Here is a 25,143-nt window from a genome sequence, read left to right as displayed (position 1 = left end):
TGGTCCGGACGGGGCCTGCGACGGCTGCGCAAGGGAGTGCGCTCCGTAACTCTACTTCGGCGTCACGAAACCGCAACGGCTGTTTTCGAAGATCGGGTCCGGCTCCGGTCCGATCAGGACGTCGATATAGGCGTCGAGAACGCCGATCAGGCGGCGAAAGGTCGCGGCTTCTTCGAAATCCGGGTCGCCGATCCGGCGATACAGGACGCCCGCGCTCATCGTCAGGATCATGTCGCACAGCCGGCTGCGTGCCTCGGCCTGCGACTCGTCGGGCGCCAGCGCTTCCAGCACGCGCATCAGCGCCGCCGACACGCTGCGGTTGATCGTGTGCGCGATGGTGCGGATCCGGTCGTTGCGCGCCGCCTCCGCCATGATCTCCGCGAACAGCGGATCGGGTTCGCCGTCGCTGCCGCAGCGCAGGAACTCGCGCAGCCATTCCCGCAGCGCAGCCACGTCGCGATGCTCGATCGCGCGGGTCATGTCCTGATCGTTCAGGAAGACTGCCAGATCGCTCTCGACGATCTCCGCAACGATCGCCTCCTTGTCGGCGAAGTCGCGGTAGATCTGCCCGACCTTGATCCCCGACTCGGCGGCCAGCTGGGCGACGCCGGTGCCGTGGAAACCCTGTTCGGCGAACAGTCGCCGGGCCACGCTGACCAGTTTTTCGCGACGTGCCGCCGCCCGGCTGGCGCGACATGCCTCTCCGCACTGCAACAAATTCACTTGTGGTTCACCTGTACCCTCTTGCCACAATCGCAATCGCGGCCTACCCGCCGCAAAGTGTGAGTGATCTATCACTCACGTTTAGCACATCCGTCGAGGACGTTCATGAAAAATCGCATGGCCCCACTGGCACTGGCGCTCATCCTTTCGGCTTGCGGGGGCGGCGGCGAGTCGCAGCAGCAGCAAGGCGCACCGCAGGGGCCGCCACAGGTCGGGTTCGTGACCGTCCAGCAGCAGCCGGTGACGCTGACCACCGAACTGCCCGGCCGCACCGCGCCCTATGAGACGTCCGACGTCCGGCCGCAGGTCAACGGGCTGATCCTCGCCCGCCTGTTCCAGGAAGGCGATTATGTGCGTCAGGGCCAGCCGCTCTATCGCATCGATCCCGCGCCGTATCAGGCGGCGGTCGCCAGCGCGCGGGCCGCGCTGTCGCGGGCGCAGGCCTCGATCGCCTCGACCCGCAACCTCGCGCGGCGCTATGGCGAACTGGTCAAGATCAACGCGATCAGCCGCCAGGAATATGAAAATGCGGTGACCGGCGCGCAGCAGGCCGAGGCCGATATCGCCGCCCAGCGCGCCGCACTGCAACAGGCGCAGATCGACCTGTCGCGCACCACCATCCGCGCGCCGATTTCCGGCCGGATCGGGCGGTCGGTATCGACCACCGGCGCGCTGGTATCGGCCGCGCAGACCGAAGCGCTGACCACGATCCAGCGGCTCGACCCGATCTATGTCGATATCCAGCAGTCGAGCGCCGACCTGTTGAAGCTGCGCCAGCAGATCATGGACGGCGACCTGTCGCGCGGCACCGGCGCGGCGCGCGTCCGGCTGAAGCTGGAGGATGGCAGCACCTATCCGATGGAAGGTACGCTGAAGTTCACCGACGTCACCGTCGATCCGGCGACCGGCACGCAGGCGATCCGCGCGGTCTTTTCCAACCCGCGCGGGCTGCTGCTGCCGGGCATGTATGTCCGTGCCGAACTGGTCGAGGGGACGAAGGCCAACGGCATCCTCGTGCCGCAGCGTGCGGTGACGCGCGATCCGAAGGGGGCGGCGACCGTCCTCGTCATCGGTGCCGATGGCAAGCTGGCCCCGCGTCCGCTCCAGACGCAGCGCACCGTGGGCGACCAGTGGCTGGTTACCGGCGGCCTGCAACCGGGCGACAAGGTCGTGATCGAGGGCGCGCAGATGCTCCAGCCGGGCACCCCGGTGAAGGGCTATCCGTGGAAGCCGCAGCCCGAGGGGCAGGCACCGCAGGGTGCCGCCCCGGCGGGCGGGCCCCAGGCACAGGCGAAGTAAAGAGCCATGTCCCGCTATTTCATCGACCGGCCCATCTTCGCATGGGTCATCGCCATCGTCATGATGCTGGCCGGCGCGATCGCGATCCGCAGCCTGCCGATCGCCCAGTTTCCGGAAATCGCGCCGCCCGCCGTCGCGATCACCGCCACCTATCCGGGTGCGGATGCCGAGACGCTGGAGCGCACGACGACCCAGATCATCGAGCAGCAGCTCAAGGGCATCGATAACCTGCGCTACTTCTCGTCCTCGTCCTCCTCGGCGGGGACGGTGACGATCACGCTGACGTTCGAACAGGGCACCGATCCCGACATTGCGCAGGTGCAGGTGCAGAACAAGCTGCAGGCGGCGACCCCGCTGCTGCCGCAGGAGGTCCAGCGCCAGGGGATTCAGGTCACCAAGTCCGCCGCCAGCTTCCTGCTGGTCGTCGGCCTCGTGTCGACCGACGGATCGCACAGCAACAACGATCTGTCCGACATGGTCGTGTCGCAGTTCCAGGACCCGATCAGCCGCGTAAGCGGGGTCGGCCAGTTGCAGGTGTTCGGCGCGCAATATGCGATGCGCATCTGGCTCGATCCGATCAAGCTCAACAGCTACCAGCTGACCGTCGCCGACGTGACGTCGGCGGTGCAGTCGCAGAACGCCCAGGTTTCGGCCGGCCAGATCGGCGCGCAGCCGGCGCCCAAGGAGCAGATGCTCAACGCCACGGTCAGCGTGCAGTCGCGGCTCCAGACGCCCGAGCAGTTCGCCAATATCCGCCTGAAGACCAACGCGGACGGCGCGGTCGTCCGGCTGGGCGATGTCGCGCGGGTCGAGCTGGGTGCCGAGAATTACGTCTTCGACGTGCAGTATAACGGCAAGCCCGCCTCGGGCTTCGGCGTGCGCCTTGCCGCCGGTGCCAATGCGCTCGACACAGTCGAACTGGTCAAGCAGCGCGCCGAGGAAATCGGGCGCGGCCTGCCGGGCGACGTCAAGGTCATCTACCCGTACGACACGACGCCGTTCGTCCGCCTGTCGGTCGAACAGGTCATCCACACGCTGATCGAGGCGGTGGTCCTCGTCTTCCTCGTGATGTTCCTGTTCCTCCAGAACTGGCGCGCGACGATCATTCCGACCATCGCGGTGCCGGTGGTGCTGCTCGGCACCTTCGCGGTGATGGCCGTCGCCGGTTTCACCATCAACACGTTGACGTTGTTCGGCATGGTGCTGGCGATCGGGTTGCTGGTCGACGACGCGATCGTCGTCGTCGAAAACGTCGAACGCCTGATCCAGACCGAGGGGTTGAGCCCCAGGGAAGCCGCGCGCAAGTCGATGGACGAGATCACCAGCGCGCTGGTGGGTATCGGCCTCGTCCTGTCGGCGGTGTTCCTGCCGATGGCGTTCTTCGGCGGGTCGACCGGCGTGATCTATCGCCAGTTCTCGATCACGATCGTCTCGGCGATGGTGCTCTCGGTGCTGGTTGCGCTGATCCTGACGCCGGCACTCTGCGCCACGATCCTGAAACCGCACGACCCGCACAAGCATGAGCAGGGCAACGGCCCGCTCGCGCGCTTCTTCCGCTGGTTCAACGACCGGTTCGAACGCAGCCAGCATAAGTACGAGAACGGCGTCCGGCGCACCACGCGCAGCTGGAAGCGGTCGATGCTGGTCTATCTGCTGATCGTGCTGGGCATGGTGTTCGTGTTCACGCGCCTGCCCTCGGGCTTCCTGCCCGACGAGGATCAGGGGACGGTGCTGGCGCTGGTCCAGGGTCCGGCGGGTGCGACGAGCAGCCGTACCGACAAGGGGCTGACGCTGGTGCGCAACCATTTCCTGAAACAGGAAAGCGGCAATGTCGCCGGTGTGTTCACCATCAACGGTTTCAGCTTCGCGGGGCAGGGGCAGAATGCCGGTCTGGTGTTCGTCAACCTCAAGCCATGGGAGGAGCGCAGCGGTGCCGACAACAAGGCGCAGGCGATCGTCGGCCGCGCGATGGGCACGTTCGCCGGGTATAAGGACGGGCTGATCTTTGCGCTGGTCCCGCCCGCGGTGCAGGAGCTGGGCAACGCCACCGGCTTCGACGTGCAGCTGGTCGATACCGGCGGCATCGGCCATGAACGGCTGGTGCAGGCACGCAACATGATGCTGGGCATGGCGGCGCAGGACCCGCGCGTGGCACAGGTCCGTCCGCTCAGCCTGGAGGATGCGCCGCAGCTCAAGGTCAAGATCGACGAGGACAAGGCGCGCGCGCTCGGGCTCGACCTCGCCGACGTCAACTCGACCATCGCGACCGCATGGGGCGGCGGGTACATCAACGACTTCATCGATCGCGGTCGCGTGAAGCGCGTCTATGTCCAGGCCGATGCCCCCTATCGCCTCGCGCCGGAGGATGTCGGCGACCTGTATGTGCGCAACGCCACCGGACAGATGGTGCCGTTCACCGCCTTCTCGACGCTGGAATGGGCCAACGCTCCGGTGTCGCTGACCCGCTATAACGGGCAGTCGGCGATGCAGCTGCAGGGGTCGCCGGGACCGGGCCTCAGCACCGGTGCGGCGATGGAGGCGATGGAGGAAATCCATGCCAAGCTGCCGCCGGGCACCGCACTGGAATGGACCGGCCTGTCGTTTGAGGAACGGCTGTCGGGTGGTCAGGCGCCGGCACTCTACGCCCTGTCGCTGCTGATCGTGTTCCTGTGCCTTGCCGCACTGTATGAAAGCTGGTCGGTGCCGATCTCGGTCATGCTGGTGGTGCCGCTGGGTATCCTCGGCGCGCTGCTCGCGGCGTGGCTGACGGGGCTGAACAACGACATCTATCTGCAGGTCGGTCTGATCACGACCATCGGCGTGTCGGCGAAGAACGCGATCCTGATCGTCGAGTTTGCCGAGGAGCGGATGGCCGACGGCCTGAACGCGGTCGATGCGGCGGTTGAGGCGGCGCGGCTGCGCCTGCGTCCGATCCTGATGACCTCGCTTGCCTTCGTGTTCGGCGTGTTGCCGCTGGCGATCAGCACCGGTGCCGGTGCCGGTGGCCAGAACGCGATCGGCCGGGCGGTGGTCGGCGGCATGTTGTCGGCGACGGTCCTTGCGATCTTCTTCGTACCGATGTTCTTCGTCGTCGTGCTGCGCCTGTTCGGGCACGGCGGCAAGGACACTCCGTCCGCCAACCGGCCGTCCGCGAACGACGACGTCGAACCCGATGGCGGCAACCGGTCCTCCGATGGCGGCGAACCCGCGCCGCAGGGGGCATGACCATGAGCAAAGTGATGACGCTGCGTAGTCTGACCCTCCTTTTCGCCACCACCGCACTGGCGGGATGCAACCTTGCGCCCAAGAATGTCCGGCCGGAGGGGGCGATCCCGCTGACGCTGCCGCAGGGCGGGCCGTACCCGGTGCTGGGCGCCGAACAGGCCGATGTGACGCGGATCGGCTATCGCGACTTCTTCGTTGATCCGCGGTTGCAGGCGGTGATCGCGACGGCGCTGGAGAATAATCGCGATTACCGCGTGACGGCGGCCAATGTGCTCGCCGCCCGCGCCCAGTACCGCGTGACCCGCGCCAGCCAGGTGCCGACGACGGCGGCCAATGGCGGCGTCACCTACACCAACAACCCGTTCGGCGCGCTGGGCGGTGCCGGTGGGGCAGGGGGCGCCGGCGGGGTGGGCGGCGTGCCCGCGCAGACCGGCAACCTCGAAATCTATCAGGCGTCGGTCGGCTTCTCCGCCTTCGAACTCGACCTGTTCGGTCGGGTGCGCAATCTCAGCCAGGCGGCGCTCCAGGAATATTTCGCGACCGAAGAGGCGCAGCGGGCGGCGCGGATCGCGTTGATCGGTGAAGTCGCGACCGCGTGGCTGACCATGGCCGCCGATCAGGACCAGTTGCGCCTGTCGCGCGAAACGCTGGCCAGCTTCGGCCGGACGCTGGAGCTGACCCGCGCCCAGTTCCGGGTCGGCGTCATCTCCGAACTGGAGGTTCAGCAGGCCGAGACCAGCTATCAGCAGGCGCGTAACGATATCGCCGCGCTGACCGCGCAGATCGCGCAGGACCAGAATGCGATCAACCTTCTGGCGGGTACCACCGTCCCGGCCGAGCAATTGCCGGCGGAACTGGGCGATCGCGACCTGATCCTGTCGAACCTGCCGACCGGCGTGTCGTCGACCGTGCTGTTGCGCCGCCCCGATGTGCTGCAGGCAGAACGCCGCCTCTATGCCGCCAATGCCAATATCGGTGCGGCGCGCGCGGCGCTGTTCCCGACCATCTCGCTCACCGCGACGCTGGGCACGATCAGCACGGCGCTGGGCGGGCTGTTCGGTGCGGGTACGCAGCAATTCTCCGTCTCGCCGGGCGTGGCGCTGCCGTTGTTCGACGGCGGCCAGCGGCGCGGCAATGTTGAGGTCGCGCGTGCGCAGCAGCTGGCGGCGGTCGCGACCTATGAAGGCACGCTCCAGACCGCGTTCAGGGAAGTCGCCGACGCGCTGGCGACGCGCGGGACCATCGGTGAGCAGCTGTCGGCGCAGACCGCCAAGGCGCAGGCGGCGGCGACCGCCCAGCGACTGTCCGACGCACGCTACCGGGCGGGGATCGACTCGTTCCTCAACACGCTGGATGCGCAGCGGACCAGCTATGCCGCGCGGCAGACGCTGGTACAGACCCGGCTGGCGCGCGCGACCAACCTGGTCACGCTGTACCGGACGCTGGGGGGCGGACTTAACTGACGGCGGCACCCGGTCGAACTTCCTGCCGGTCCCGACCGGACGCAGCCCCCTTGCGTCCGGACAGGATCGGCATATGCTCTCCTGTATAACCATAAGGAGAGGAACGATGAATCCGATCGAACCGTGCGATGCCGCCGGCGAGAAGAGCATGGTGATCCTGCAGAGCCTGCTGTGTCTCCTGCGCGAAAAGAACCTGCTGTCGCGTGCGGATATCGAGGAACTGGCGGCCAAGGTCGCCAGCCGCGCCGCCGACCGCGACCATGATCCGCTGCCCTGCCAGAGCGACGCGGCGATCGCCGCCGCCAGCGAGATGAACCGGCTGGGCGCCTATATCGGTGGGCGCTACGGCGGAAAACACCGTCGTATGTAATTGATTCGGCGTCGTTCGCCGCATGTCCCATTGCGACCGGCGGTGTCATCACGGCGTCAGAATTTGCGGCGACACGCATCCCCGGAACCTGTCGTGCGTTCAAATCACGTCCGGTTCCGCCGGGCGAGTATCAGAAACGGACGGTTGAACGTCCTTGAGAGGTTGTCGTGTCTTCGATTGGACCGGACGAAATGTCCTACTTCGTACGCCGTGCCGAACAGCAGTTGGAACTGGCGCAGCAGGCCGACCACGAACAGGTCGTCAGCGCGCATTACGAACTGGCGAACCTGTACCTCGACCGCGCTTATGCGCCGGTCATGCCGGCGGAGGGTTCGCAGCAGGCGGCGTGAGGCCGATTCCGAAGCGGTCTGCAGACCGTCCCAACCCGGTTTCAGATCGAGCCCCAACCCTCCACCACACGTCACCCCGGGCTTGACCCGGGGTCCCGCTTGTTACCGCCCGTGGCGAGTAAGGAGTACACCAACGCGTTCGTGCTGCTCCTGGTCGGATTAGGCTGGTTGACGTGCCGCTTCTTCCAAGATTGGAGAAAAAGCGGGACCCCGGGTCAAGCCCGGGGTGACGAACGGGGAGAACCGCCTCTTACCGTGCGAACGGCCTCACGCCGTCCGCTGATCCAGCACCGATCCCCAAGCCGACCGGAAGCGCGCAGCGCCCCCGGAGCCGGCCGCTCCACGAAACCGCTCCCCTATTCCCCCTGCTGGTTCACCATCGCATCGTCGACCGGCGCGTCGTCGCTGCTCTCCTGCCCGCGGGTCGATCGCGACGTCATGCCGGTGGCGGACGCGTCGTCCAGCACCTGCTGGTCGGGTTCGACCGGTGGGGGCGGGGGGAGGTCCTCGACCGGGGCGGGTGCCGACAGATTCTCGGTAATCACCGGCGCCGCCTCGAAATTCTGCTCCGGTAGCGGGGTCGGCGGCGGGGCGTCCTCGTCGAACGCGCTGTTCTCGATCGGTGCCTCGTCCACATTCTCGTTCGAACAGGCACCAAGCCCGGTCGCCAGCAACAAGCCGCTGCCAGCCAGCAGCGCCACACGCCATCCGTGGAACATCGTCATCCCCTTATCGAGCCGCCATCTGGCTGGCTTCGGCACGTGCGGCGATCTTGTTCGCCAGCACGCCGTCCCATTTATACGGATCCTCGCGGAAGCTCATCGTGCCGTTGGGTGTCGCGAACGCGGTCCAGTACAGCAGATAGACCTTGACCGGATCGGCGACCTTGGCCCGCACCGTCTTGCCCGATGCCAGCGTCGCGTCGATCTGCGTATCCGGCCATTCGGGCGTGGTCCGCAGCAACAGCCGCGCCAGATCCTCGGGCTTTTCCAGACGGACGCAGCCATGGCTGGCCAAGCGGTCGAACTTGGCGAAGCCGGCCTGCGCCGGCGTGTCGTGCAGATACACCGCGAACGGATTGTCGAAATCGAACTTGAACCGGCCGAGCGCGCTGTTCTCCGACGCCTGTTGCAGGCGACGTCCGCCGCCCTCGGTCTCGATCACGCGGAATCCGTTGCGCTTCAGATAGCCGGGGTTCGCCCGCTCCTTCGGCCACAATTCCTTGTCGGCGATCGACGACGGCACGTTCCACGGCGGATTGAGCACGATCGAGTGGATCGTCGAGGTCAGCATCGGCGTCTCGTCACCCGGACGCCCGGTCACCGCCTTCATCGACGTCACCGGCTGGTCGCCATCGAACACGGTCAGCACGGCGGCGGCGATGTTGACCTGGATGCGGTTCTTTTCCAGCTCGGTCGGCAGCCAGCGCCACCGCTCCATATTCGCCTTGATCTGCTTGATCCGCTCGCCCACCGGCACGTTCAGCGACGCGACGGTCTGCGCGCCGACCTGTCCGGCGGGGTTGAGACCATAGCGCCGCTGGGCGCGGCGGACGGCATCCAGCATCGCTTGATCGAAGGTATCGCCAGTCGGCGACAGTTCGGAGTCTTCGATCGCCAGCCGCTTGCGCAGCGCCGCGACCTGCGGACCCTTGCCGCCCAGCCGCATTTCGGAGCCGGCACTAACCGTCGGCCAACCGCCATTCGCCTGAATCTTGCGATAGCGGGCCAGACCGGTCACCAGTGTGTCATAGCCGGCATAGGGTGGTGGCAGCGACGCGATCCAGGCAGCCAGCCGGTCCTTCGCCACCGCGTCGCGGAACGACGGCAGCGGGTCGAACGCCTGCGGGCGCATCGCCCAGTCCTTCTGGAAATCGGCATTGTCCAACCGCCCCGCGCGCACCGCATGGGCATGATCGAGCGCGGCACGCACGAGTGCCGGTCCGGTCAGCCCGGCCAGCGACGGTTCGCGATCCTTCAGCCCCTGCGCCACCGCATCGCGTGCCAGCAACCGCGCCAGCTCGCTCTCCTGCGCCGCGGTCAGCGTCGGCAGTGGGGCGGCGGCCGGGATCGGCTGCACCATCGGCTGAGTCGTCGGCAGCGTCGGCACGACCGGCGGTGGCGTCACCTGCGCCACGGCGGCGGTCGCACCGGTCAGCGCGATGCCGGCCAGCAGCGCGCGGCGCGCAAGGCGGGTGAAACGAGGGCGATGGTCGGTAATGCTAATCATCCTATACTCTTCCGGTGCGGCACGCAGGCTATAGTCTCTTCGAACCTGCCGCACGATGAACCGTTCCCCTTTGGCGGCATGTTACCACAGGGACGGGGTGGTTTCGAACCCCTGCCGCTCAAGAAAGATGGCGCTTGTCGAGCTTTCGCGCCAGCGTCCGGCGGTGCATTCCCAGCCTTCGCGCAGCCTCCGAGATGTTGAATCCAGTGTCCGCGAGCGTCTGATGGATATGTTCCCACTCCAGCGTCTTGATCGAGGTGGGAGCGGCAGTCAGGTCCGCAGCGGCATTGCCCTCGACCCGGGCAAAGGCGGCCTCGATTTCGTCGGTGTTGGCGGGTTTGGTCAGATAGTTGGTCGCGCCCAGCTTAATCGCTTCCACCGCGGTTGCGATGCTGGCGAAGCCGGTCAGCACGACGATGCGGATCGTCGGATCGATCGCCGAGAGCGAGGAGACACAGGCCAGCCCCGACGCGCCGCCCAGCCGCAGGTCGACCACTGCATATTCCGGTTCGAAGCTGCGCGCGACATCCTCCAGCCGGTCGGGGCCGTCGATCACCTCTACGCCATAGCCGCGTCGTTCGAACGACCGGCACAATGTACGGGCAAAGGTCGCGTCGTCCTCGACGATCAGCAATCGGCGCTCGGTCATCGCGTCTTCTCCAGCGCCAGCGAATCGATCGGCAGGATCAGCGTCGTCTCCGCCCCGCCGCCATCACGGTTCAATGCCTCGATCGTGCCGCCCAGCGGGCGCAGGACATTGGTGGCGAGATAGAGGCCGAGCCCGGCGCCCTGCCGATCCTTGCTGGTATTATAGGGTTTGCCGAGCTGTGAGAGAATGCGGTCGGTAAAACCATTGCCGTCGTCGCGCACGGTCAGGCGCAGCGTCGATCCGTCGCGCAGCGCCAGCAGCGCGATGTTGCGCCCGCCTGCCTCCACCGCATTGTCGAGCAAATTGGTCAGCGCCTGCGCCAGTGCGCGGTCGGCGACGATCGGTACGTCGGGCCCCAAGCGATCCTCGAACACGGCGCGTGCCGGATCGTTGCCGCGCCAGCGGTCGAGCGTCGCGGTCAGGAAGGTCCGCAATGTCGTGCGGGTCGGTGCCTCGCCCGTTACTTCGCCCGCGGCGAACAGGATGCCCGACACGATCTCCTTGCAGCGCGCGACCTCGGCCCGCATGTCGTCGACCTCCGCGACGAAGCGCGGGTCGCGGCGGATCGCCGGTTCGTTCTTCCAGTCGCCCAGCAGCACCGAGATCGATGACAGCGGCGTGCCCAGCTCGTGCGCCGCACCGCTGGCGAGCAGTCCCATGCGGACGATATGCTCCTCCTCGACCGCGCGCTGGTGCAGCTGGGCGACCTTGGTATCGCGGTCGCGCAGATTGGCGGCGATCCGCGTGACGAAGGCGACCAGCAACGTCGCCGCCAGCACGAAATTGATCCAGTTGCCGATCAGATAGGCGTCGGACAGGCTGCTGGCATAGGCCGGTGGCAGGTCGAGCGGGCGGTGGAACGGCCCGAGCAGCGCGAACGCGCCGCTGGTGATCGCGACCAGGGCCCAGCTCGACCAGACCTTCAACAGGATCGCGCCGATCACGACCTGCAGCAGATAGAGCGAGACGAACGGATTGCGCGCGCCGCCCGACAGGTACAACTGGGCGGTAAGTGCGGCGACGTCGAGGACGAGCGCGGCGAACAGCGGCAAATTGGTGTCGCTCCAACGCGAGCGGCGCGCGAGGGTGACGAGGTTCAGCACCACCAGCGCCGCCAGCACGCTCGCCATCGGGATCAGTGGCAGGCGGATGCCGAGCAGCCCGTCGACCACCAGGATCGTCCCCAGCTGCCCCCCGACCGCCAGCCAGCGCAGCTGCACGAGCAACAGCATGTTGCGGCCGACTCCGTCCGCCATGGGCAGGCGCGGAGTCGTGGAAGGAGGGGCGGGTTGCATCGGGCGCATGTTACGCCCGTGGTTCGCGCCGTGCGACCCACCATGTCATGCCACCCAGCACCAGCGCGAGGCCGAACCAGGTCAGCGCGTAGACGAGGTGGTTGTTGCGGAACGAGACGATGGTCAGCCCGCCGCGCGGCCACTCGACCTGTGGATCGGCGACGGCATCGATGAAATAGGGGGCGACGTCGGTGAGCCCACGCCGGGCCGCGATCGCCGCGACGTCGCGTGAATGCCAGCGATCCTCGGCCGGCACGTTGCTGCGCAGGAAGCCGCCGCCCGGTTCGCTGATGCGCAGCAGCCCGCGCACGGTCACGGTGCCGGGTGGCGGGGGCACCTTGCCGCGCTGGTCAGCCGGCACGAACCCGCGATTGACGAGGAGAGTGAAGCGCCCGGTATCAAGCGGGGTCAGGACCCAGAAGCCGCCACCCAGCGCCGTTGCGGCCTGGGTATAGGTGTCGGCGTCGGGGCGGTAGCGCCCGGTAGCGATGACGGGACGATAGGCGTCGTTGCTCGTGATCGTGCCCCATGCCGCTGGGGGCGGGGCGGGGACGGGCGGGGAGCGGAGCATCGCTTCGGTCCGCTGGATCAGGTCCAGCTTCCATGCGCGACGCTGCAGCTGCCACACGCCCAGGCCGATCAGGCCGGCGATGACGCATCCGATCAGCGTGCCGATCAGGATGCGTCGGATCGGCCGGCCCCGCATCACATCGCGCCCATATCCCCGGACATCTGCGGCATCATGTTCACGTTCATGTGGTACATGACCCACAGCGACCCGGCGATCACGATCCCGACCAGGACGACGGTGAAGATCAGCGCCATCAACGTCCAGCCGCTTTCCGACTTGGTGTTCATGTGCAGGAAGTAGATCATGTGGACGACGATCTGCACGACCGCGCACAGCATGACGATGCCCGCGGTGATCCGCGTATCGGCAAAGGCGTTGGTCATGACGAGCGCGAAGGGTATCGCGGTCAGCAGCACCGACAGCAGGAAGCCGATGACATAGTCCTTGCGCGAACCATGTGCGGGCGCGTCGCCATGGCCGTGAGCGCCATGACCGTGCGCGTCGTGATGGGCGTGGCCGGCCATTAGAGGACTCCCAGCAGATAGACGAAGGTGAAGACGCCGATCCAGATGACGTCGAGGAAGTGCCAGAACAGCGACAGGCACATCAGCCGGCGCATGTTGGCAGCACCGAGGCCGTATTTGGCGACCTGCACCATCAGCGTGACCAGCCAGATCGAGCCGAAGGTGACGTGCAACCCGTGGGTGCCGACCAGCGTGAAGAACGCCGACAGGAACGCACTGCGCTGCGGCCCGGCGCCTTCATGGATCAGGTGGCTGAATTCGTAGAGTTCGATGCCGAGGAAGCACAGGCCGAATACGCCGGTGATGGCGAGCCAGCGCAGCGTCGCGGCCTTCTTCCCCTCTTCGGCGGCGATCATCGCGAAGCCGTAGGTTATCGACGAGAACAGCAGCATCGCGGTGTTGAGCGCGACAAGCGGCAGGTCGAACAGCTCCTTGGCGTCGGGGCCACCCGCGGTGCTGCCCGAATAGACGCCATAAGCGGCGAAGAGCATGGCGAAGATGAGACAGTCGCTCATCAGGTAGAGCCAGAAGCCGAGCATGGTGCTCGACCCGGCCTCATGCTCATGCTCCTCCGCCAGGTGGTAGGCGCGACCTTCCGCGCCCGCGGGGACTTGTACCGACGAACCCATGTTTTACGCCCCCGCAGCCTGGAGGTCGGCGGTGCGCCGCCGCTCCGTCTCGATGACTTCCTCGACCGGAATGTGGAAGTCACGCTTGTAGTTGAAGGTGTGGAAGATCGCGATGCCGATCACCGCGACGAACGACAGCGCCGCCAGCCACCAGATGTACCAGACCATCGCCAGACCGAACACGGTCGACACGCCCGCGATTACGATACCGGCCCAGGTGTTGCTCGGCATGTGGATCGGCTGGAAGCCTTCGGTCGGCCGGGCATATTTGTGGCTCTTCATGTCGTACCACGCGTCCATGTCGTGGACGACCGGCGTGAAGGCGAAGTTATAGTCCGGCGGCGGCGACGAGGTCGCCCATTCGAGGCTGCGGCCGTCCCACGGATCGCCGGTCACGTCGCGCAGCTTGTCGCGGTTCATGATGCTGACCGCGATCTGCACCAGGAAGGCGGCGATGCCGACCGCGATGATCACGGCACCCACGGCGGCGATGACGAACCAGATCTGCAGGCTCGGATCGTCGAAGTGGCGCAGACGCCGGGTGATGCCCATCAGGCCCAGCACGTAGAGCGGCGTGAAGGCGACCCAGAAGCCGATGAACCAGCACCAGAAGCTGACCAGACCCCATTTGCGGTCGAGCTTGAAGCCGAACGCCTTGGGGAACCAGTAGTTGATGCCGGCGAAGGTGCCGAACACGACCGCGCCGATGATCACGTTGTGGAAGTGCGCGATCAGGAACAGCGAGTTGTGCAGCACGAAGTCGGCCGGCGGCACCGCGAGCAGAACGCCGGTCATGCCGCCGATGGTGAAGGTCAGCATGAAGGCGATCGCCCACATCATCGGCAGCTCGTAGCGAATACGCCCGCGATACATGGTGAACAACCAGTTGAAGATCTTCGCGCCCGTCGGGATCGAGATGATCATCGTGGTGATGCCGAAGAACGAGTTGACGCTCGCCCCCGACCCCATGGTGAAGAAGTGGTGCAGCCATACCAGGTACGACAGGATGGTGATGACCAGCAGCGCGTAGACCATCGACGTATAGCCGAACAGCCGCTTGCTGGAGAAGGTCGACACGACTTCGGAGAACACGCCGAACACCGGCAGGACCAGGATGTAGACCTCCGGGTGGCCCCATATCCAGATCATGTTCACGTACATCATCGGGTTGCCGCCGAGCGTGTTCGTAAAGAAGTTGGTGCCGACATAGCGGTCGAGCGACAGCATGGCGAGCACGGCGGTCAGGACCGGGAAGGCGGCGACGATCAGGATGTTGGTGACCAGCGCCGACCAGGTGAAGATCGGCATCTTCATCAGGCCCATGCCGGGTGCGCGCATCTTGACGATGGTCGCGATCAGGTTGACGCCCGACAACAATGTCCCGACGCCCGCCAGCTGGAGCGCCCAGATATAATAGTCGACGCCCACGTCCGGCGAATAATCCAGCCCCGACAGCGGCGCGAACGCCAGCCAGCCGGTGCGGGCGAATTCGCCGACGAACAGGCTGGCCATCACGATCACGACGCCCGACGCGGTCATCCAGAAGCTGAAATTGTTCAGGAACGGGAAGGACACGTCGCGCGCCCCGATCTGCAACGGCACGATATAGTTCATCAGCCCGGTGACGAACGGCATCGCGACGAAGAAGATCATGATGACACCGTGAGCGGTGAACACCTGATCATAATGGTGCGCGTTCAGAAAGCCTTCGTTGTCGCCGAACGCGATCGCCTGCTGGCTGCGCATCATGATGGCGTCGGCGAAGCCGCGCAGCAGCATGACGATGCCGAGGATCATGTACATGATCCCGATCTTCTTGTGATCGACCGTCGTGAACCACTCTTTCCAGAGATAGCCCCACAGTTTGAAATAGGTCAGCGCCGCCAGCACCGCCGCGCCGCCGATGGCGACCGCGATGAAGGTCATGACGATGATCGGTTCGTGGATCGGGAAGCTTTCGAGCGTCAGGCGCCCGAAGATCAGCTTGGTAAGGGTATCGGACATGATCTCGTTCTCAGCCAAGTGCCGGAGCGGTGCGGCCCGGGATCGCGGGCGGCGCGATGCGGGTCATGTTGCGGTTGGCGTCGTTGCCCGGATCGGCGGCACCGGGAGCGGCCGACGACCCCTGCGGCGCATCGCCGCTGCTATGCGGGCTGACACCATATTCGGAAGGTGCCTTTTCCAGCGCGCCCTTGGTACGCTCCCCTTCGGGCAGTCGGCTGTTGACCGCCGAATCATGGCCGCCATGGCCCATGCTCTCGGTCATGCACGGCGTGCCGGGCTTGACGCACATCTGCACGATGCGGGTGAACAGTCCCTGTTCGACCCCGCCAAAGCCCATCGGCGGCACCTTTTCGCTCGGCTTCTCCAGCTCGAGATAGCGCGCGGTGTCCAGCCGGTTCGGCATCGCCTTCACGCCTGCCACGAACTTGTCGAAGCCGGCGGCGTCGGTGCTCGTCGTCTTGAAGTTCATATAGGAGAAGCCGGCACCGCTATAATGCGCCGACATGCCGTCGAAGGTGCCCGGACGGTTCAGCACGGCGTGGAGCTTCGTCTCCATGCCCGGCATCGTGTAGATCATGCCGGCCATGGCAGGCACGTAGAAGGTGTTCATCACCGACGACGACGACAGACGGAACCGTACCTGGCGATCGACCGGCACGACCAGGCGATTGACCGTCGCGATGCCCTGTTCGGGATAGATGAACAGCCATTTCCAGTCGAGCGAGACGACCTGGATCTCCAGCGGCTGTTGGTCCTCGGGCACCGGCTTGCCGGACGAAATCTGCCCGATCGGGCGATAGGGGTCGAGCAGGTGGGTGCTGATCCAGGTCAGCGCGCCGAGCGCGATGACGATCAGCAGCGGACCGGACCAGATGACCAGTTCGAGCGCGGTCGAATGGTCCCAGTCGGGCTTGTAGGTCGCCGTTTCGTTGCTGGCGCGGTATTTCCACGCGAACCAGACGATCAGCGCCATCACCGGAATGATGATGAGCAGCATCAGGCCGACCGATATCATCAGGACGTCGGCCTGTTGGCGCGCGATGTCGCCGGCGGGATTGAGCACGACCAGGTCGCATCCGCCGAGCAGCGGCAGGGCCGAGAGCGGGAGGAGCGAACGCAGTGGCCGGTGCCACGGGAGCGAGCGGGGCAGGATCATGGGCGCGACCTATGCCGTGCGATGCTGCACTGCGATAGGACATTTTGTCCTATCCCCGCGTTTGGTGCATTGCGATAACGGGCGCACATTATGTTTATCCGCGCGGCATCCGCGCTGCTCTTGGAGTCCCTATGGCCGAGGCCTTCGTCCACTCCCGCGAACTCGAGGCCGATGCCCGGGCCGTCAACCATGGCGGCGGCGAGGTGAACGTCCAGTCCGAAGAGATCGCGATCGGCGTGATCATCGGGCGTACGTCGGAATTTTTCGACTTCTTCGTCTATGCGATCGCGTCGGTGATCGTGTTCCCGCAGCTGATGTTCCCCTATGTCGATCGGCTGACGGGCACGCTGTATTCGTTCGCGCTGTTCCCGCTGGCGTTCTTCGCGCGGCCGCTGGGCACGCTGCTGTTCATGTGGATCGACCGTCGCCATGGGCGCGGCACGAAGCTGACCATCGCGCTGTTCCTGCTCGGCACGGCGACGGTGGCGATGGGGTTCCTGCCGGGCTATGCCCAGGTCGGCGCATGGTCGGTGATCCTGCTAGCGGTGCTGCGTATCCTGCAGGGTATCGCGCTGGGCGGCGCATGGGACGGGCTCGCCTCGCTGCTGGCGCTCAACGTGCCGCAGGATCGCCGCGGCTGGTACGCGATGATCCCGCAGCTGGGCGCTCCGCTCGGCCTGATGGTCGCCAGCGCGCTGTTCGCCTTCTTCACCGCCTATATGAGCGCGGAGGATTTCATCAGCTGGGGCTGGCGCTATCCGTTCTTCGTGGCGTTCGCGCTGAACGTCGTGGCGCTGTTCGCGCGGCTGCGCATCGTCGTGACGCCGGAATATACCAAGCTGTTCGAGAATCGTGAGCTGAAGGCATCGCCGGTGCTGCCGACGGTCGGCCGCGAGTGGAAGACGATCGTAATCGGCGCGCTGGTGCCGCTGGCCAGCTTCGCGCTGTTCCATATGGTCACCGTGTTCCCGCTGTCGTGGATCCTGCTGAAGACCGAGCAGCCGATCGAACGCTTCCTGTGGATCGAGACTGCGTGCGCCCTGTTCTTCATCTTCGCGATCATCATTTCGGGCGTGCTGGCCGATCATGTCGGTCGCCGCACCCTGCTGGGCATCGGTGCCATCGCCATCGCGCTGTTCTCCGGCCTTGCGCCGCTGCTGCTGAACGGCGGCGACGCGGGTGAGATCGCGTTCATGATCACCGGCTTCATCCTGCTGGGCCTGTCGTTCGGTCAGTCGTCGGGGACGGTGGCGTCGAACTTCGCCAAGGATTCGCGCTATACCGGCGCGGCGCTAACGTCGGACCTCGCGTGGCTGTTCGGAGCGGGCTTCGCGCCGTTCGTGGCACTGGCGCTGGCCGACAAGCTGGGGCTGCTGGCATCGGGCCTGTACCTGCTGTCGGGTGCCGTCGGCACGCTGGCGGCGCTGGCGCTCAACAAGGAACTGGCACGCCGACTCGATTGATCCGGTCGATGCTGCGATACTGGGCGGCGGCGCTTGCGCCGGCGGCGGGAACCCCCGCCGCGGCGCAGGACGCCGCCGTCGTCGTTTCCGCCGACACCGCACTGGCGCAGGATGCGGCCGAAGTCGCTCGCATCCGCAGCATCGATCCGGCCGATGCGCTGGTCCTGTTGCGCAAGCAGGCGGCCAGCGTCGCCGTGACCGAATGGATCGAGGGCGAATATCGCGACCGGCTGGCAGGCACCTCGATCGAGCGGGACGGCGCGGTCACCGTCCTGCTGACCGGCAAGCGTGCCGTACCGGACGGGCAGGTGACCATCGACGGCCTGTCGATTCCGATCCGGTTCCGCATCGGCGCGACCGCCACGCGTACGCAGATGCTGGCGGCGATTGCCGATCACCAGGCGGCGATCCGGGCGATGGTGCAACGTCCGCCGGCCATGGGAATCGACGCCCGGAACGGCACGTTGCTGGTCCTGATCGGCGCGACGGATGCGGCGGGCGATGTCGCGGCGCTCAAGCGACGGATCGAGTCGCTGACCGGCGTGCCCGTCCGGATCGCGACCAGCGGTCGCCCCGAACTGGACCTGTCGGGTGAGGTCGTCGGCGGATCGCGGCTGATCGGCCCCGATCCGGTCAGTGGGCGGCGCTTCTACTGCACGACCGGCTTCGTCGTGACCGATGGCGTGCAGAACGGCATCGTCACGGCCGCCCACTGCCCCGACACGCTGGAGCATGTCGCCAAGGACGGTGCCCGCACCCCGCTGACCTTTATCGGTCAATGGGGCTGGGGATTTCACGACGTACAGGTCAATGCCAGCCCCGATGCGGTGCAGCCGCGATTCTATTCCGACGCGGCGCGCACGGTGCTGCGCCCGGTCGAGGGGCGGCGCAGCCGGGCCGGCACGCGGGTCGGGGATATCGTGTGCCACCGGGGCGAACATAGCGGCTATAGCTGCGCCGAAGTCGAAATGGTCGACTTCGCCCCCTCCGGTGACCTGTGCGGCGGGCCGTGCCTGCCGACCTGGGTCGCGGTGGCGGGGCCGGGATGCAAGGGCGGCGACAGCGGCGGGCCGGTGTTCGTCGGCACGACCGCGATCGGGCTGTTGAAGGGGGCGAGCTACCGTCCCGACGGGACCTGCGTCTTCTATTATTACATGTCGCTCGATTTCCTGCCCGATGGCTGGCGACTGGTTCGCGCAGGCGGCGACTTCACATTGCCGGGGGCGCTTCCCAACTCCCCGCGATGACGACCGCCATTCCCGCCGCCACCTTGATCCTGTTGCGCGACCGGGCCGCCGGACCACCCGAACTGTTGATGGTCGAGCGGTCGGCGGCAATGGCCTTTGCCGGCGGCGCGCTGGTATTTCCCGGCGGGCGGATCGACCCGGGCGACCGGGCGTTGGCGCTGGCGATGGGTAACGGTGATCTTGCGCCGCGACTGGCCGCGATCCGCGAGACGATCGAGGAGGCCGGGATCGCGATCGGCCTGTCCGGCGACGTGGAAGCGATGCGCGCGGCACTGGCTGATGGCGCACCGATCGGGGCGTTGGGGCCGGTCGATCCGTCACCACTGATCCCCTATGCGCGGTGGCGGCCGGACCATGTGCCGGTACGGGTGTTCGACACGTGGTTCTATGTCGCCCGCCTGCCGGAGGATGCGCCGCCTGCACGGGTCGATGCGACGGAGAATGTCCGGACCCTGTGGCTGGCGGCCGCTGACGCGCTCGCCTCCGCCGACCGGGGGGAGGCGACCTTGCTGTTCCCGACCCGCCGGGTCCTGGAGCGGCTCGCGCAGCATAAGTCGGCCGACGAGGTGCTGGCCGATGCCGCGCGCTGGCCGGTCCGGACGATAACGCCGTGGGTCGAGGAGCGGGACGATGGCCGCTTCATCTGCATACCCGACGATCTGGGCTATCCGGTCACGGCCGAACCCGCCGACCGCGCGGTGCGCGCATGAAGGCGCTGTCGGTCGGCGTTCGTACCCTCGTATGGCTCGCCGTCCTCGCTGCCATCGCTTTCGCCCTCTACGCTTTTTCCCGCAGTCGCCCGCAGGACGTGCCCTGGACCCCGCTCGACCTGTCGCAGCCGGTCGGCATGTTCACGCGTGCGAAGATCGGCGACCTGGCGGGCGACTTCGCCGGGTGCCGTACGCTGCTGGATGCGGCAGGCGTGCGCTACACCGCGCTGCCGCCGCGCGACGATGCGGGGCAATGCGGGTACGACGATGCGGTGCGGATGCGCGGGGGCGGGTCGCGGACCATTGCCATCACGCCCGATGTCGGCGTGTCGTGCCGCGTCGCGACCGGGATGGCGCTATGGGAGTGGCAGGTCGTCCAGCCCGCTGCGCAGAAGCATTTCGGCGAGCCGGTCGTCAGAATCGAGAATTTCGGCAGCTATAATTGCCGGCGGATATATGGCCGCGACACCGGGGCGTTCAGCGAGCATGCGACAGCCAACGCGCTCGACATCGCTGCATTCGTGCTGGCCGATGGACGGCGGGTGAGCGTCGTCGGCGACTGGACGGCGGGGCAGGGCCGCGACGATGCGGCGAAGGCGGCGTTCCTGCGCGAGGTCCGCGATGGCGCGTGTGGCGTCTTCTCGACGGTGCTGTCGCCCGATTACAATGCCGCGCACCGCGACCATTTCCACTTCGATCAGGCTACGCGCGGATTCGGCGGAGCATGCAGGTGAGGGGGCCGGCTGCTGGGCGTGGTATGGCTGGCGCGGATTGACTGGCCGCGGCTGATGCGGTGGCACCAGTCCAAATCCTGTCCGTCACTCCCGGACCTGATCCGGGTCCCGCTTCTACCTACTCCCCCCGGACGAAGAAGAAGCGGGACCCCGGCTCAAGGCCGGGGTGACGTTTTAGGACAGAGTGGGACGTCATATCACGGAACGGTTGGAGCCTGATCTGCCCTCGCGATCAGTGCATCGGTGCGCCGGCTTCGACCTTTTCGACCCACGCCGGATAAAAGGCCGGCTGGCGCATCGACCAGCCCGACGCGGTCGCCGCCGCTTCGCTAAGCGATTGCAGCAGCTTGCGACGTAGTTCCGGGTGGAGATGCGGCAAGGCGGCCGAGGCGCAGAAGGCGGCGGGCAGCCATGGGCGTGCCTCCGGCCCGACCAGACGTTCGTACAGGAAGCGATAGGCGCCGAACGTCGTCAGCCGCCCCTGGCCCAGATCGAACGCGGTCACCGTCAGCAGCGGCGTCATGAACGGTTCGATCGCATCCAGCCCGCTGTCCTCGGGGATGCAGGCGCGGATGTCGGGCAGGCGATCATAGATGCGTGCCTGTGCACGGATGCTGGCGGCCTCCACCACGTCTCGCGACCAGCGGCGCATCGCGTCGTCGCGATCCAGCCCGATATCGAGCGAGCGGCGGATGTACCGCTGCGTCGCTGCCGAAAAGGTCGCGAACTCTTTCATCTCCGCCAGCGTCATCGCGCCTTCCGCCGGCCTGCGTGCAATCGCCATCTGTGAACTCCCCGCCCAAGATTACAACCGACCGAATAGTGCCGAAGAATAGTTAACGGCTTGCTGAACGAAACACGGCACCCCCGATCGACGACATATCCGAACAGGTTCGGTGCTGCATTGCAACAACGACCTGATGCAGTTCGTCGCATCGGCGTTCGGCGACACGTCGGGAGCGGGCAGGGCAAAACGACCGGCGTTCCACGGTTCATCCGCCAGTCATCGCCGCGCAAACACGGTTCGTCGGAATTGGTTCCCATTTGGCCGGGGGTGGGGTTTTCGTGGGCGGTAAACCCTGCTTCATGCCGCTCACGACATTCGTGGGGCCGTGGGGGTCAGATGAAGTTTGGTGCTGTGGCAGCGCGTTTCGCGCTGGTGGTTTCGTGCGCTCTGGCGATGGTGGCTCCGGCGCAGGCCCGGTTCTGGCAATGCGCCCCCTATGCCCGCGAAATCTCGGGCGTCGAAATCTTCGGCAACGCCCATACCTGGTGGGGCCAGGCCGCCGGCAAATATGAACGTGGCCATGCGCCCAAGGAAGGGGCGGTTCTGTCCTTTGCCGCCACCTCCAAGATGCGTCTCGGTCATGTCGCGATGGTGTCGAAGGTCGTCAGCGACCGCGAAGTCCTGCTGACCCATGCCAACTGGTCGCGCCGCGGCGGGATCGAGCGCGATGTCCGCGCGATCGACGTGTCGGCCGCCGGCGACTGGAGCGAAGTGAAGGTGTGGTACGGTCCGCTCGGCGGTCTCGGCACCTCGGCCTATCCGGCGAACGGCTTCATCTATGCCAAGCATGCGCCGCGCGGCAGCGAGCTGGAAGCGCCGCTGGTGATCGTGAAGACCGATCCGCCCGCTCCGGTGCAGGGCGGTGCCAGCACCCAGTCGGCCCATGCCCGCATGGTCGTCGCGCTCAACGACTGATCCGATCCCCGCGCCATTGCCAAAAGGCCCGCCGCATGCGGAATGCGGCGGGCCTTTTGGTGTTCAGGCGGGGCGGAAGGTCATCGCCACGCCGTTCATGCAATAGCGTTTGCCGGTCGGCGGCGGCCCGTCGTCGAACACGTGGCCGAGATGCCCGCCGCAGCGGCTGCACAGCACCTCGGTCCGGGTCATCATCAGCGAGCGGTCGGCGCGGGTCGCGACGGCGCCCGGGCGCGGGGCGTAGAAGCTCGGCCAGCCGGTGCCGCTTTCGAACTTGGTCGTCGACAGGAACAGCGGCTGATTGCAACCGGCGCAGGCGAACACGCCCTTGCGCTTTTCGTCGTTCAGCGGGCTGCTATAGGGGCGTTCGGTCCCCTCCTGCCGCAGCACATTATATTGCGCCGGGGTCAGGCGCGCCTTCCACTGGGCGTCGGTCAGCTTGAACGGGAAGGTCTGGGCCGCCTCGCTCGCCTCCGGCGCGCAGCCGATCAGCGCGGCAAGCGCCGACATTCCGGTCAGTTCGAGCAGGCGGCGGCGATCGATCGGCATCGTGCGATTCCCTTCGCCGGCGATGTGGGGAAGGGGCGTCGCACCGGCAATGTCCGGGTACGGAAGCCGACAAACGAAAATCTTTTGCCAATTTCGCGGTCCGGTTGCATGGTAAACGATACGCGTGGCCTTGCCGTAGCCGCAATTTGGGGCCATTTGGCGCGTTATGCCTTTTTCGACGTTACCCGAACCGCTCGCCGCGGCGCTTTCCGCGCGTGGTTACGAAGCCCCGACCGCCGTTCAGGCGGCCGTCCTGACGCCTGATGCCGAAGGACGCGACCTGCTGGTGTCCGCCCAGACCGGATCGGGCAAGACCGTCGCCTTCGGTCTCGCCATCGCGCGCGACCTGCTCGACGCCGAGGACAAGATGCCGCGCGCCGGCGCGCCGCTGGCGCTGGTCATCGCCCCGACCCGCGAGCTGGCGTTGCAGGTCGCGCGCGAATTGCTGTGGCTGTACGGCCCGACCGGCGCGCGCATCGTGTCGTGCGTCGGCGGCATGGATGCGGCGCGCGAACGCCGGAATCTGAGCCATGGCGCGCATATCGTCGTGGGGACGCCGGGGCGTCTGCGCGATCACCTCGAACGCGGCGCGCTCGACCTGTCGGGGCTGAAGGTCGCGATCCTCGACGAAGCCGACGAGATGCTCGACATGGGCTTTCGCGAGGATCTCGAAGGGATTCTCGACGGCACGCCGGCCGAGCGCCGCACGCTGTTGTTCTCGGCGACGCTCGCCAAGCCGATCGTGGCGCTGGCCAAGCGCTACCAGAAGGACGCGTTCCGCATTGACACGCGCGAGGCGGAGCGGGGCCATGGCGACATCAGCTATCAGGCGATGACCGTCGCGCCGAACGATATCGAGAATGCGGTCGTCAACCTGCTGCGCCTGCACGAACCGGACACCGCGTTCCTGTTCTGCGCGACGCGCGAAGCGGTGCGCCACCTGCACGCCAATCTGGTCGAGCGCGGTTTCGATGCGGTCGCGCTGTCGGGCGAGCATTCGCAGTCGGAGCGCAACCATGCGTTGCAGGCGCTGCGTGACCGCCGTGCGCGCGTCTGCGTCGCGACCGACGTTGCCGCCCGCGGCATCGATCTGCCGTCGCTCAGCCTGGTCGTCCATGTGGAACTGCCGCGCGATGCCGAAGCGCTCCAGCACCGCTCGGGCCGTACCGGTCGTGCGGGCAAGAAGGGCATCGCCGCGCTGATCGTGCCCTATCAGCGCCGTCGCCGCGTCGAAGGGCTGCTGCGCGATGCGAAGATCAACGCGGAATGGATCGGCGTGCCGACGCCCGAACAGATTCACGCGGCGGATCGCGAACGGCTGCTCGCCAAGCTCGCCGAACCGGTCGAGTTCGACGAAGCCGATGTCGAACTGGGCGCGCGCCTGCTCGCCGAGAAGAGACCGGAGGATATCGCCGCGCTGCTGGTCCGCGCTTATCGCGCCAAGCTGCCGGCGCCCGAAGAATTGTCGGCGGGCGGCGTGCCGGAACGGCGCGAACGCCCCGAAGGGCCGCGTCCCGGGTTCGAGGATACGGTGTGGTTCCGCATGAATGTCGGTCGCCGCCACAATGCCGATCCGCGCTGGCTGCTGCCGCTGCTGTGTCGTCGCGGGCACATCACCAAGGGCGAGATTGGCGCGATCCGCATCGCCAATGACGAATCTGCGTTCGAAATTCCGCGCGCGATCGCCGGCAAGTTCATCGCATCGGTAAAGCGGACGGCAACGCCGGACGACGACCTGATGTTCGAACAGATGTCCGGCCCGCCGGCCGCACCGCAGCGTCGCACCAACAGCGCACCGCCGCGCCATGCTGCCAAGCCGTATCGGGGCGGACGTCGGGGGTGAGTTGGTTTTAACGCGAAGGCGCGAAGACGCGGAGTAGAAATGAGAAAGAGTTAGATTTTCGCGCAGAGGGGCAGAGGACGCAGAGAGGCTGCGATCGTGGCAACGCCCCGCCGCGCCAGCGGCTGTCATCTATCGCTGCAGCGGTACAAAAAGGCTGCGCCGGACAAGCATCAGCCGTCCAGCACGAAACTCCTCTGCGTCCTCCGCGCCTCTGCGCGAAATCTACCTTCTCTTTCTTCTCCGCGCCTTCACGCCTTCGCGTGAACCAATCCTTCTTCCGCCTCGCCAACCGTTGCGCGCTACCCTCAAAAGGCGTATGGCGCGCCGGTTCGACGAGCACAGACTCGCGAAGGCCGGGCGTACGCGCCCTTTCCGCACAGCCGGGTCATGCCTTTCGTGACGACATGA

The 25,143-nt window shown here is 66.6% G+C and carries 23 protein-coding genes; 11 read left to right on the top strand and 12 right to left on the bottom strand.

The genetic code is table 11. The features are described from left to right. Positions 1-51: 51 nt before the first annotated feature. The gene (locus AVT10_RS07610; RefSeq protein ID WP_066689683.1) at positions 52-723 is read right to left on the bottom strand and encodes a TetR/AcrR family transcriptional regulator; all 672 of its coding nucleotides are present in this window, start codon (positions 721-723) and stop codon (positions 52-54) included. 105 nt (positions 724-828) lie between these two features. Between AVT10_RS07610 and AVT10_RS07605 the strand changes: the two genes are divergently transcribed. From AVT10_RS07605 to AVT10_RS18515, 5 genes are all read left to right on the top strand, one after another. Further along, positions 829-2,022 (top strand): efflux RND transporter periplasmic adaptor subunit, encoded by a 1,194-nt coding sequence (locus AVT10_RS07605; RefSeq protein ID WP_198158522.1) that lies wholly within the window; start codon positions 829-831, stop codon positions 2,020-2,022. A 6-nt stretch (positions 2,023-2,028) separates the two neighbouring features. Next, positions 2,029-5,247: an efflux RND transporter permease subunit gene (locus AVT10_RS07600; RefSeq protein WP_066689682.1), complete on the top strand. Its 3,219-nt coding sequence runs from the start codon at positions 2,029-2,031 to the stop codon at positions 5,245-5,247. Between the two features lie 2 nt (positions 5,248-5,249). Then, complete coding sequence (locus tag AVT10_RS07595; RefSeq protein WP_066689681.1) at positions 5,250-6,710, top strand: efflux transporter outer membrane subunit; 1,461 nt, start codon at positions 5,250-5,252, stop codon at positions 6,708-6,710. Positions 6,711-6,816: 106 nt separating this feature from the next. Next, complete coding sequence (locus AVT10_RS07590) at positions 6,817-7,080, top strand: hypothetical protein (RefSeq protein ID WP_066689680.1); 264 nt, start codon at positions 6,817-6,819, stop codon at positions 7,078-7,080. Between the two features lie 191 nt (positions 7,081-7,271). After that, positions 7,272-7,430, top strand: coding sequence for a hypothetical protein (locus tag AVT10_RS18515; protein WP_164523933.1), 159 nt, complete (start codon positions 7,272-7,274; stop codon positions 7,428-7,430). 356 nt (positions 7,431-7,786) lie between these two features. On the opposite strand, the gene AVT10_RS07585 is transcribed toward AVT10_RS18515, so the two are convergent. The 9 genes from AVT10_RS07585 to cyoA form a co-directional block, all read right to left on the bottom strand. Next, complete coding sequence (locus AVT10_RS07585) at positions 7,787-8,149, bottom strand: hypothetical protein (protein ID WP_198158521.1); 363 nt, start codon at positions 8,147-8,149, stop codon at positions 7,787-7,789. A gap of 10 nt (positions 8,150-8,159) precedes the next feature. Next, positions 8,160-9,659, bottom strand: coding sequence for a L,D-transpeptidase family protein (locus AVT10_RS07580; protein WP_084401471.1), 1,500 nt, complete (start codon positions 9,657-9,659; stop codon positions 8,160-8,162). A gap of 118 nt (positions 9,660-9,777) precedes the next feature. After that, entirely contained in the window at positions 9,778-10,308 is a 531-nt protein-coding gene (locus AVT10_RS07575) for a response regulator transcription factor (RefSeq protein WP_066689678.1), read from the bottom strand. Then, complete coding sequence (locus AVT10_RS07570; RefSeq protein ID WP_066689677.1) at positions 10,305-11,564, bottom strand: ATP-binding protein; 1,260 nt, start codon at positions 11,562-11,564, stop codon at positions 10,305-10,307. The genes AVT10_RS07575 and AVT10_RS07570 overlap by 4 nt, the downstream gene beginning before the upstream one ends. 49 nt (positions 11,565-11,613) lie before the next feature. Further along, complete coding sequence (locus AVT10_RS07565; protein ID WP_066689676.1) at positions 11,614-12,309, bottom strand: SURF1 family protein; 696 nt, start codon at positions 12,307-12,309, stop codon at positions 11,614-11,616. Next, positions 12,309-12,698: a cytochrome o ubiquinol oxidase subunit IV gene (gene cyoD / locus AVT10_RS07560; RefSeq protein WP_066689675.1), complete on the bottom strand. Its 390-nt coding sequence runs from the start codon at positions 12,696-12,698 to the stop codon at positions 12,309-12,311. Before cyoD ends, AVT10_RS07565 begins: the two co-directional genes overlap by 1 nt. Further along, positions 12,698-13,327, bottom strand: a complete 630-nt coding sequence (gene cyoC, locus AVT10_RS07555) for a cytochrome o ubiquinol oxidase subunit III (protein WP_066689674.1) — start codon at positions 13,325-13,327, stop codon at positions 12,698-12,700. The genes cyoD and cyoC overlap by 1 nt, the downstream gene beginning before the upstream one ends. 3 nt (positions 13,328-13,330) lie before the next feature. Further along, entirely contained in the window at positions 13,331-15,331 is a 2,001-nt protein-coding gene (cyoB, locus tag AVT10_RS07550; RefSeq protein WP_198158520.1) for a cytochrome o ubiquinol oxidase subunit I, read from the bottom strand. Positions 15,332-15,341: 10 nt separating this feature from the next. Then, the gene (gene cyoA, locus AVT10_RS07545) at positions 15,342-16,487 is read right to left on the bottom strand and encodes a ubiquinol oxidase subunit II (protein ID WP_198158519.1); all 1,146 of its coding nucleotides are present in this window, start codon (positions 16,485-16,487) and stop codon (positions 15,342-15,344) included. Positions 16,488-16,618: 131 nt separating this feature from the next. On the opposite strand from cyoA, the gene AVT10_RS07540 reads away from it, so the two are divergent. The 4 genes from AVT10_RS07540 to AVT10_RS07525 are packed head-to-tail and all read left to right on the top strand — an operon-like array spanning position 16,619 to position 20,641. Beyond that, on the top strand, positions 16,619-17,950 hold the full coding sequence (locus AVT10_RS07540) for an MFS transporter (protein WP_066689673.1): 1,332 nt from the start codon (positions 16,619-16,621) through the stop codon (positions 17,948-17,950). An 8-nt stretch (positions 17,951-17,958) separates the two neighbouring features. Beyond that, the gene (locus AVT10_RS07535; protein WP_066689672.1) at positions 17,959-19,197 is read left to right on the top strand and encodes a hypothetical protein; all 1,239 of its coding nucleotides are present in this window, start codon (positions 17,959-17,961) and stop codon (positions 19,195-19,197) included. Further along, positions 19,194-19,907, top strand: coding sequence for an NUDIX hydrolase (locus AVT10_RS07530; protein ID WP_066689671.1), 714 nt, complete (start codon positions 19,194-19,196; stop codon positions 19,905-19,907). Before AVT10_RS07535 ends, AVT10_RS07530 begins: the two co-directional genes overlap by 4 nt. After that, a complete protein-coding gene (locus AVT10_RS07525; RefSeq protein ID WP_066689670.1) occupies positions 19,904-20,641 on the top strand; it encodes an extensin-like domain-containing protein in 738 nt (245 codons plus the stop codon). Before AVT10_RS07530 ends, AVT10_RS07525 begins: the two co-directional genes overlap by 4 nt. A 232-nt stretch (positions 20,642-20,873) precedes the next feature. Here the strand turns inward: AVT10_RS07525 and AVT10_RS07520 are convergent, their stop codons facing one another. After that, positions 20,874-21,425, bottom strand: coding sequence for a hypothetical protein (locus AVT10_RS07520; protein ID WP_066689669.1), 552 nt, complete (start codon positions 21,423-21,425; stop codon positions 20,874-20,876). 339 nt (positions 21,426-21,764) lie between these two features. On the opposite strand from AVT10_RS07520, the gene AVT10_RS07515 reads away from it, so the two are divergent. Continuing rightward, positions 21,765-22,343: a CHAP domain-containing protein gene (locus AVT10_RS07515; protein ID WP_066689668.1), complete on the top strand. Its 579-nt coding sequence runs from the start codon at positions 21,765-21,767 to the stop codon at positions 22,341-22,343. 63 nt (positions 22,344-22,406) lie between these two features. On the opposite strand, the gene msrB is transcribed toward AVT10_RS07515, so the two are convergent. Beyond that, entirely contained in the window at positions 22,407-22,892 is a 486-nt protein-coding gene (gene msrB, locus AVT10_RS07510) for a peptide-methionine (R)-S-oxide reductase MsrB (protein ID WP_066689667.1), read from the bottom strand. Positions 22,893-23,058: 166 nt separating this feature from the next. On the opposite strand from msrB, the gene AVT10_RS07505 reads away from it, so the two are divergent. After that, positions 23,059-24,735: a DEAD/DEAH box helicase gene (locus tag AVT10_RS07505; RefSeq protein WP_066689666.1), complete on the top strand. Its 1,677-nt coding sequence runs from the start codon at positions 23,059-23,061 to the stop codon at positions 24,733-24,735. Positions 24,736-25,143 lie beyond the last annotated feature (408 nt).

The sequence above is a fragment of the Sphingomonas hankookensis genome (genome assembly GCF_001619955.1).
Taxonomy (GTDB): domain Bacteria; phylum Pseudomonadota; class Alphaproteobacteria; order Sphingomonadales; family Sphingomonadaceae; genus Sphingomonas; species Sphingomonas hankookensis_A.
Note: the sequence above shows the minus strand (reverse complement) of the source record. Positions and strands in the feature narration are given on the sequence as shown.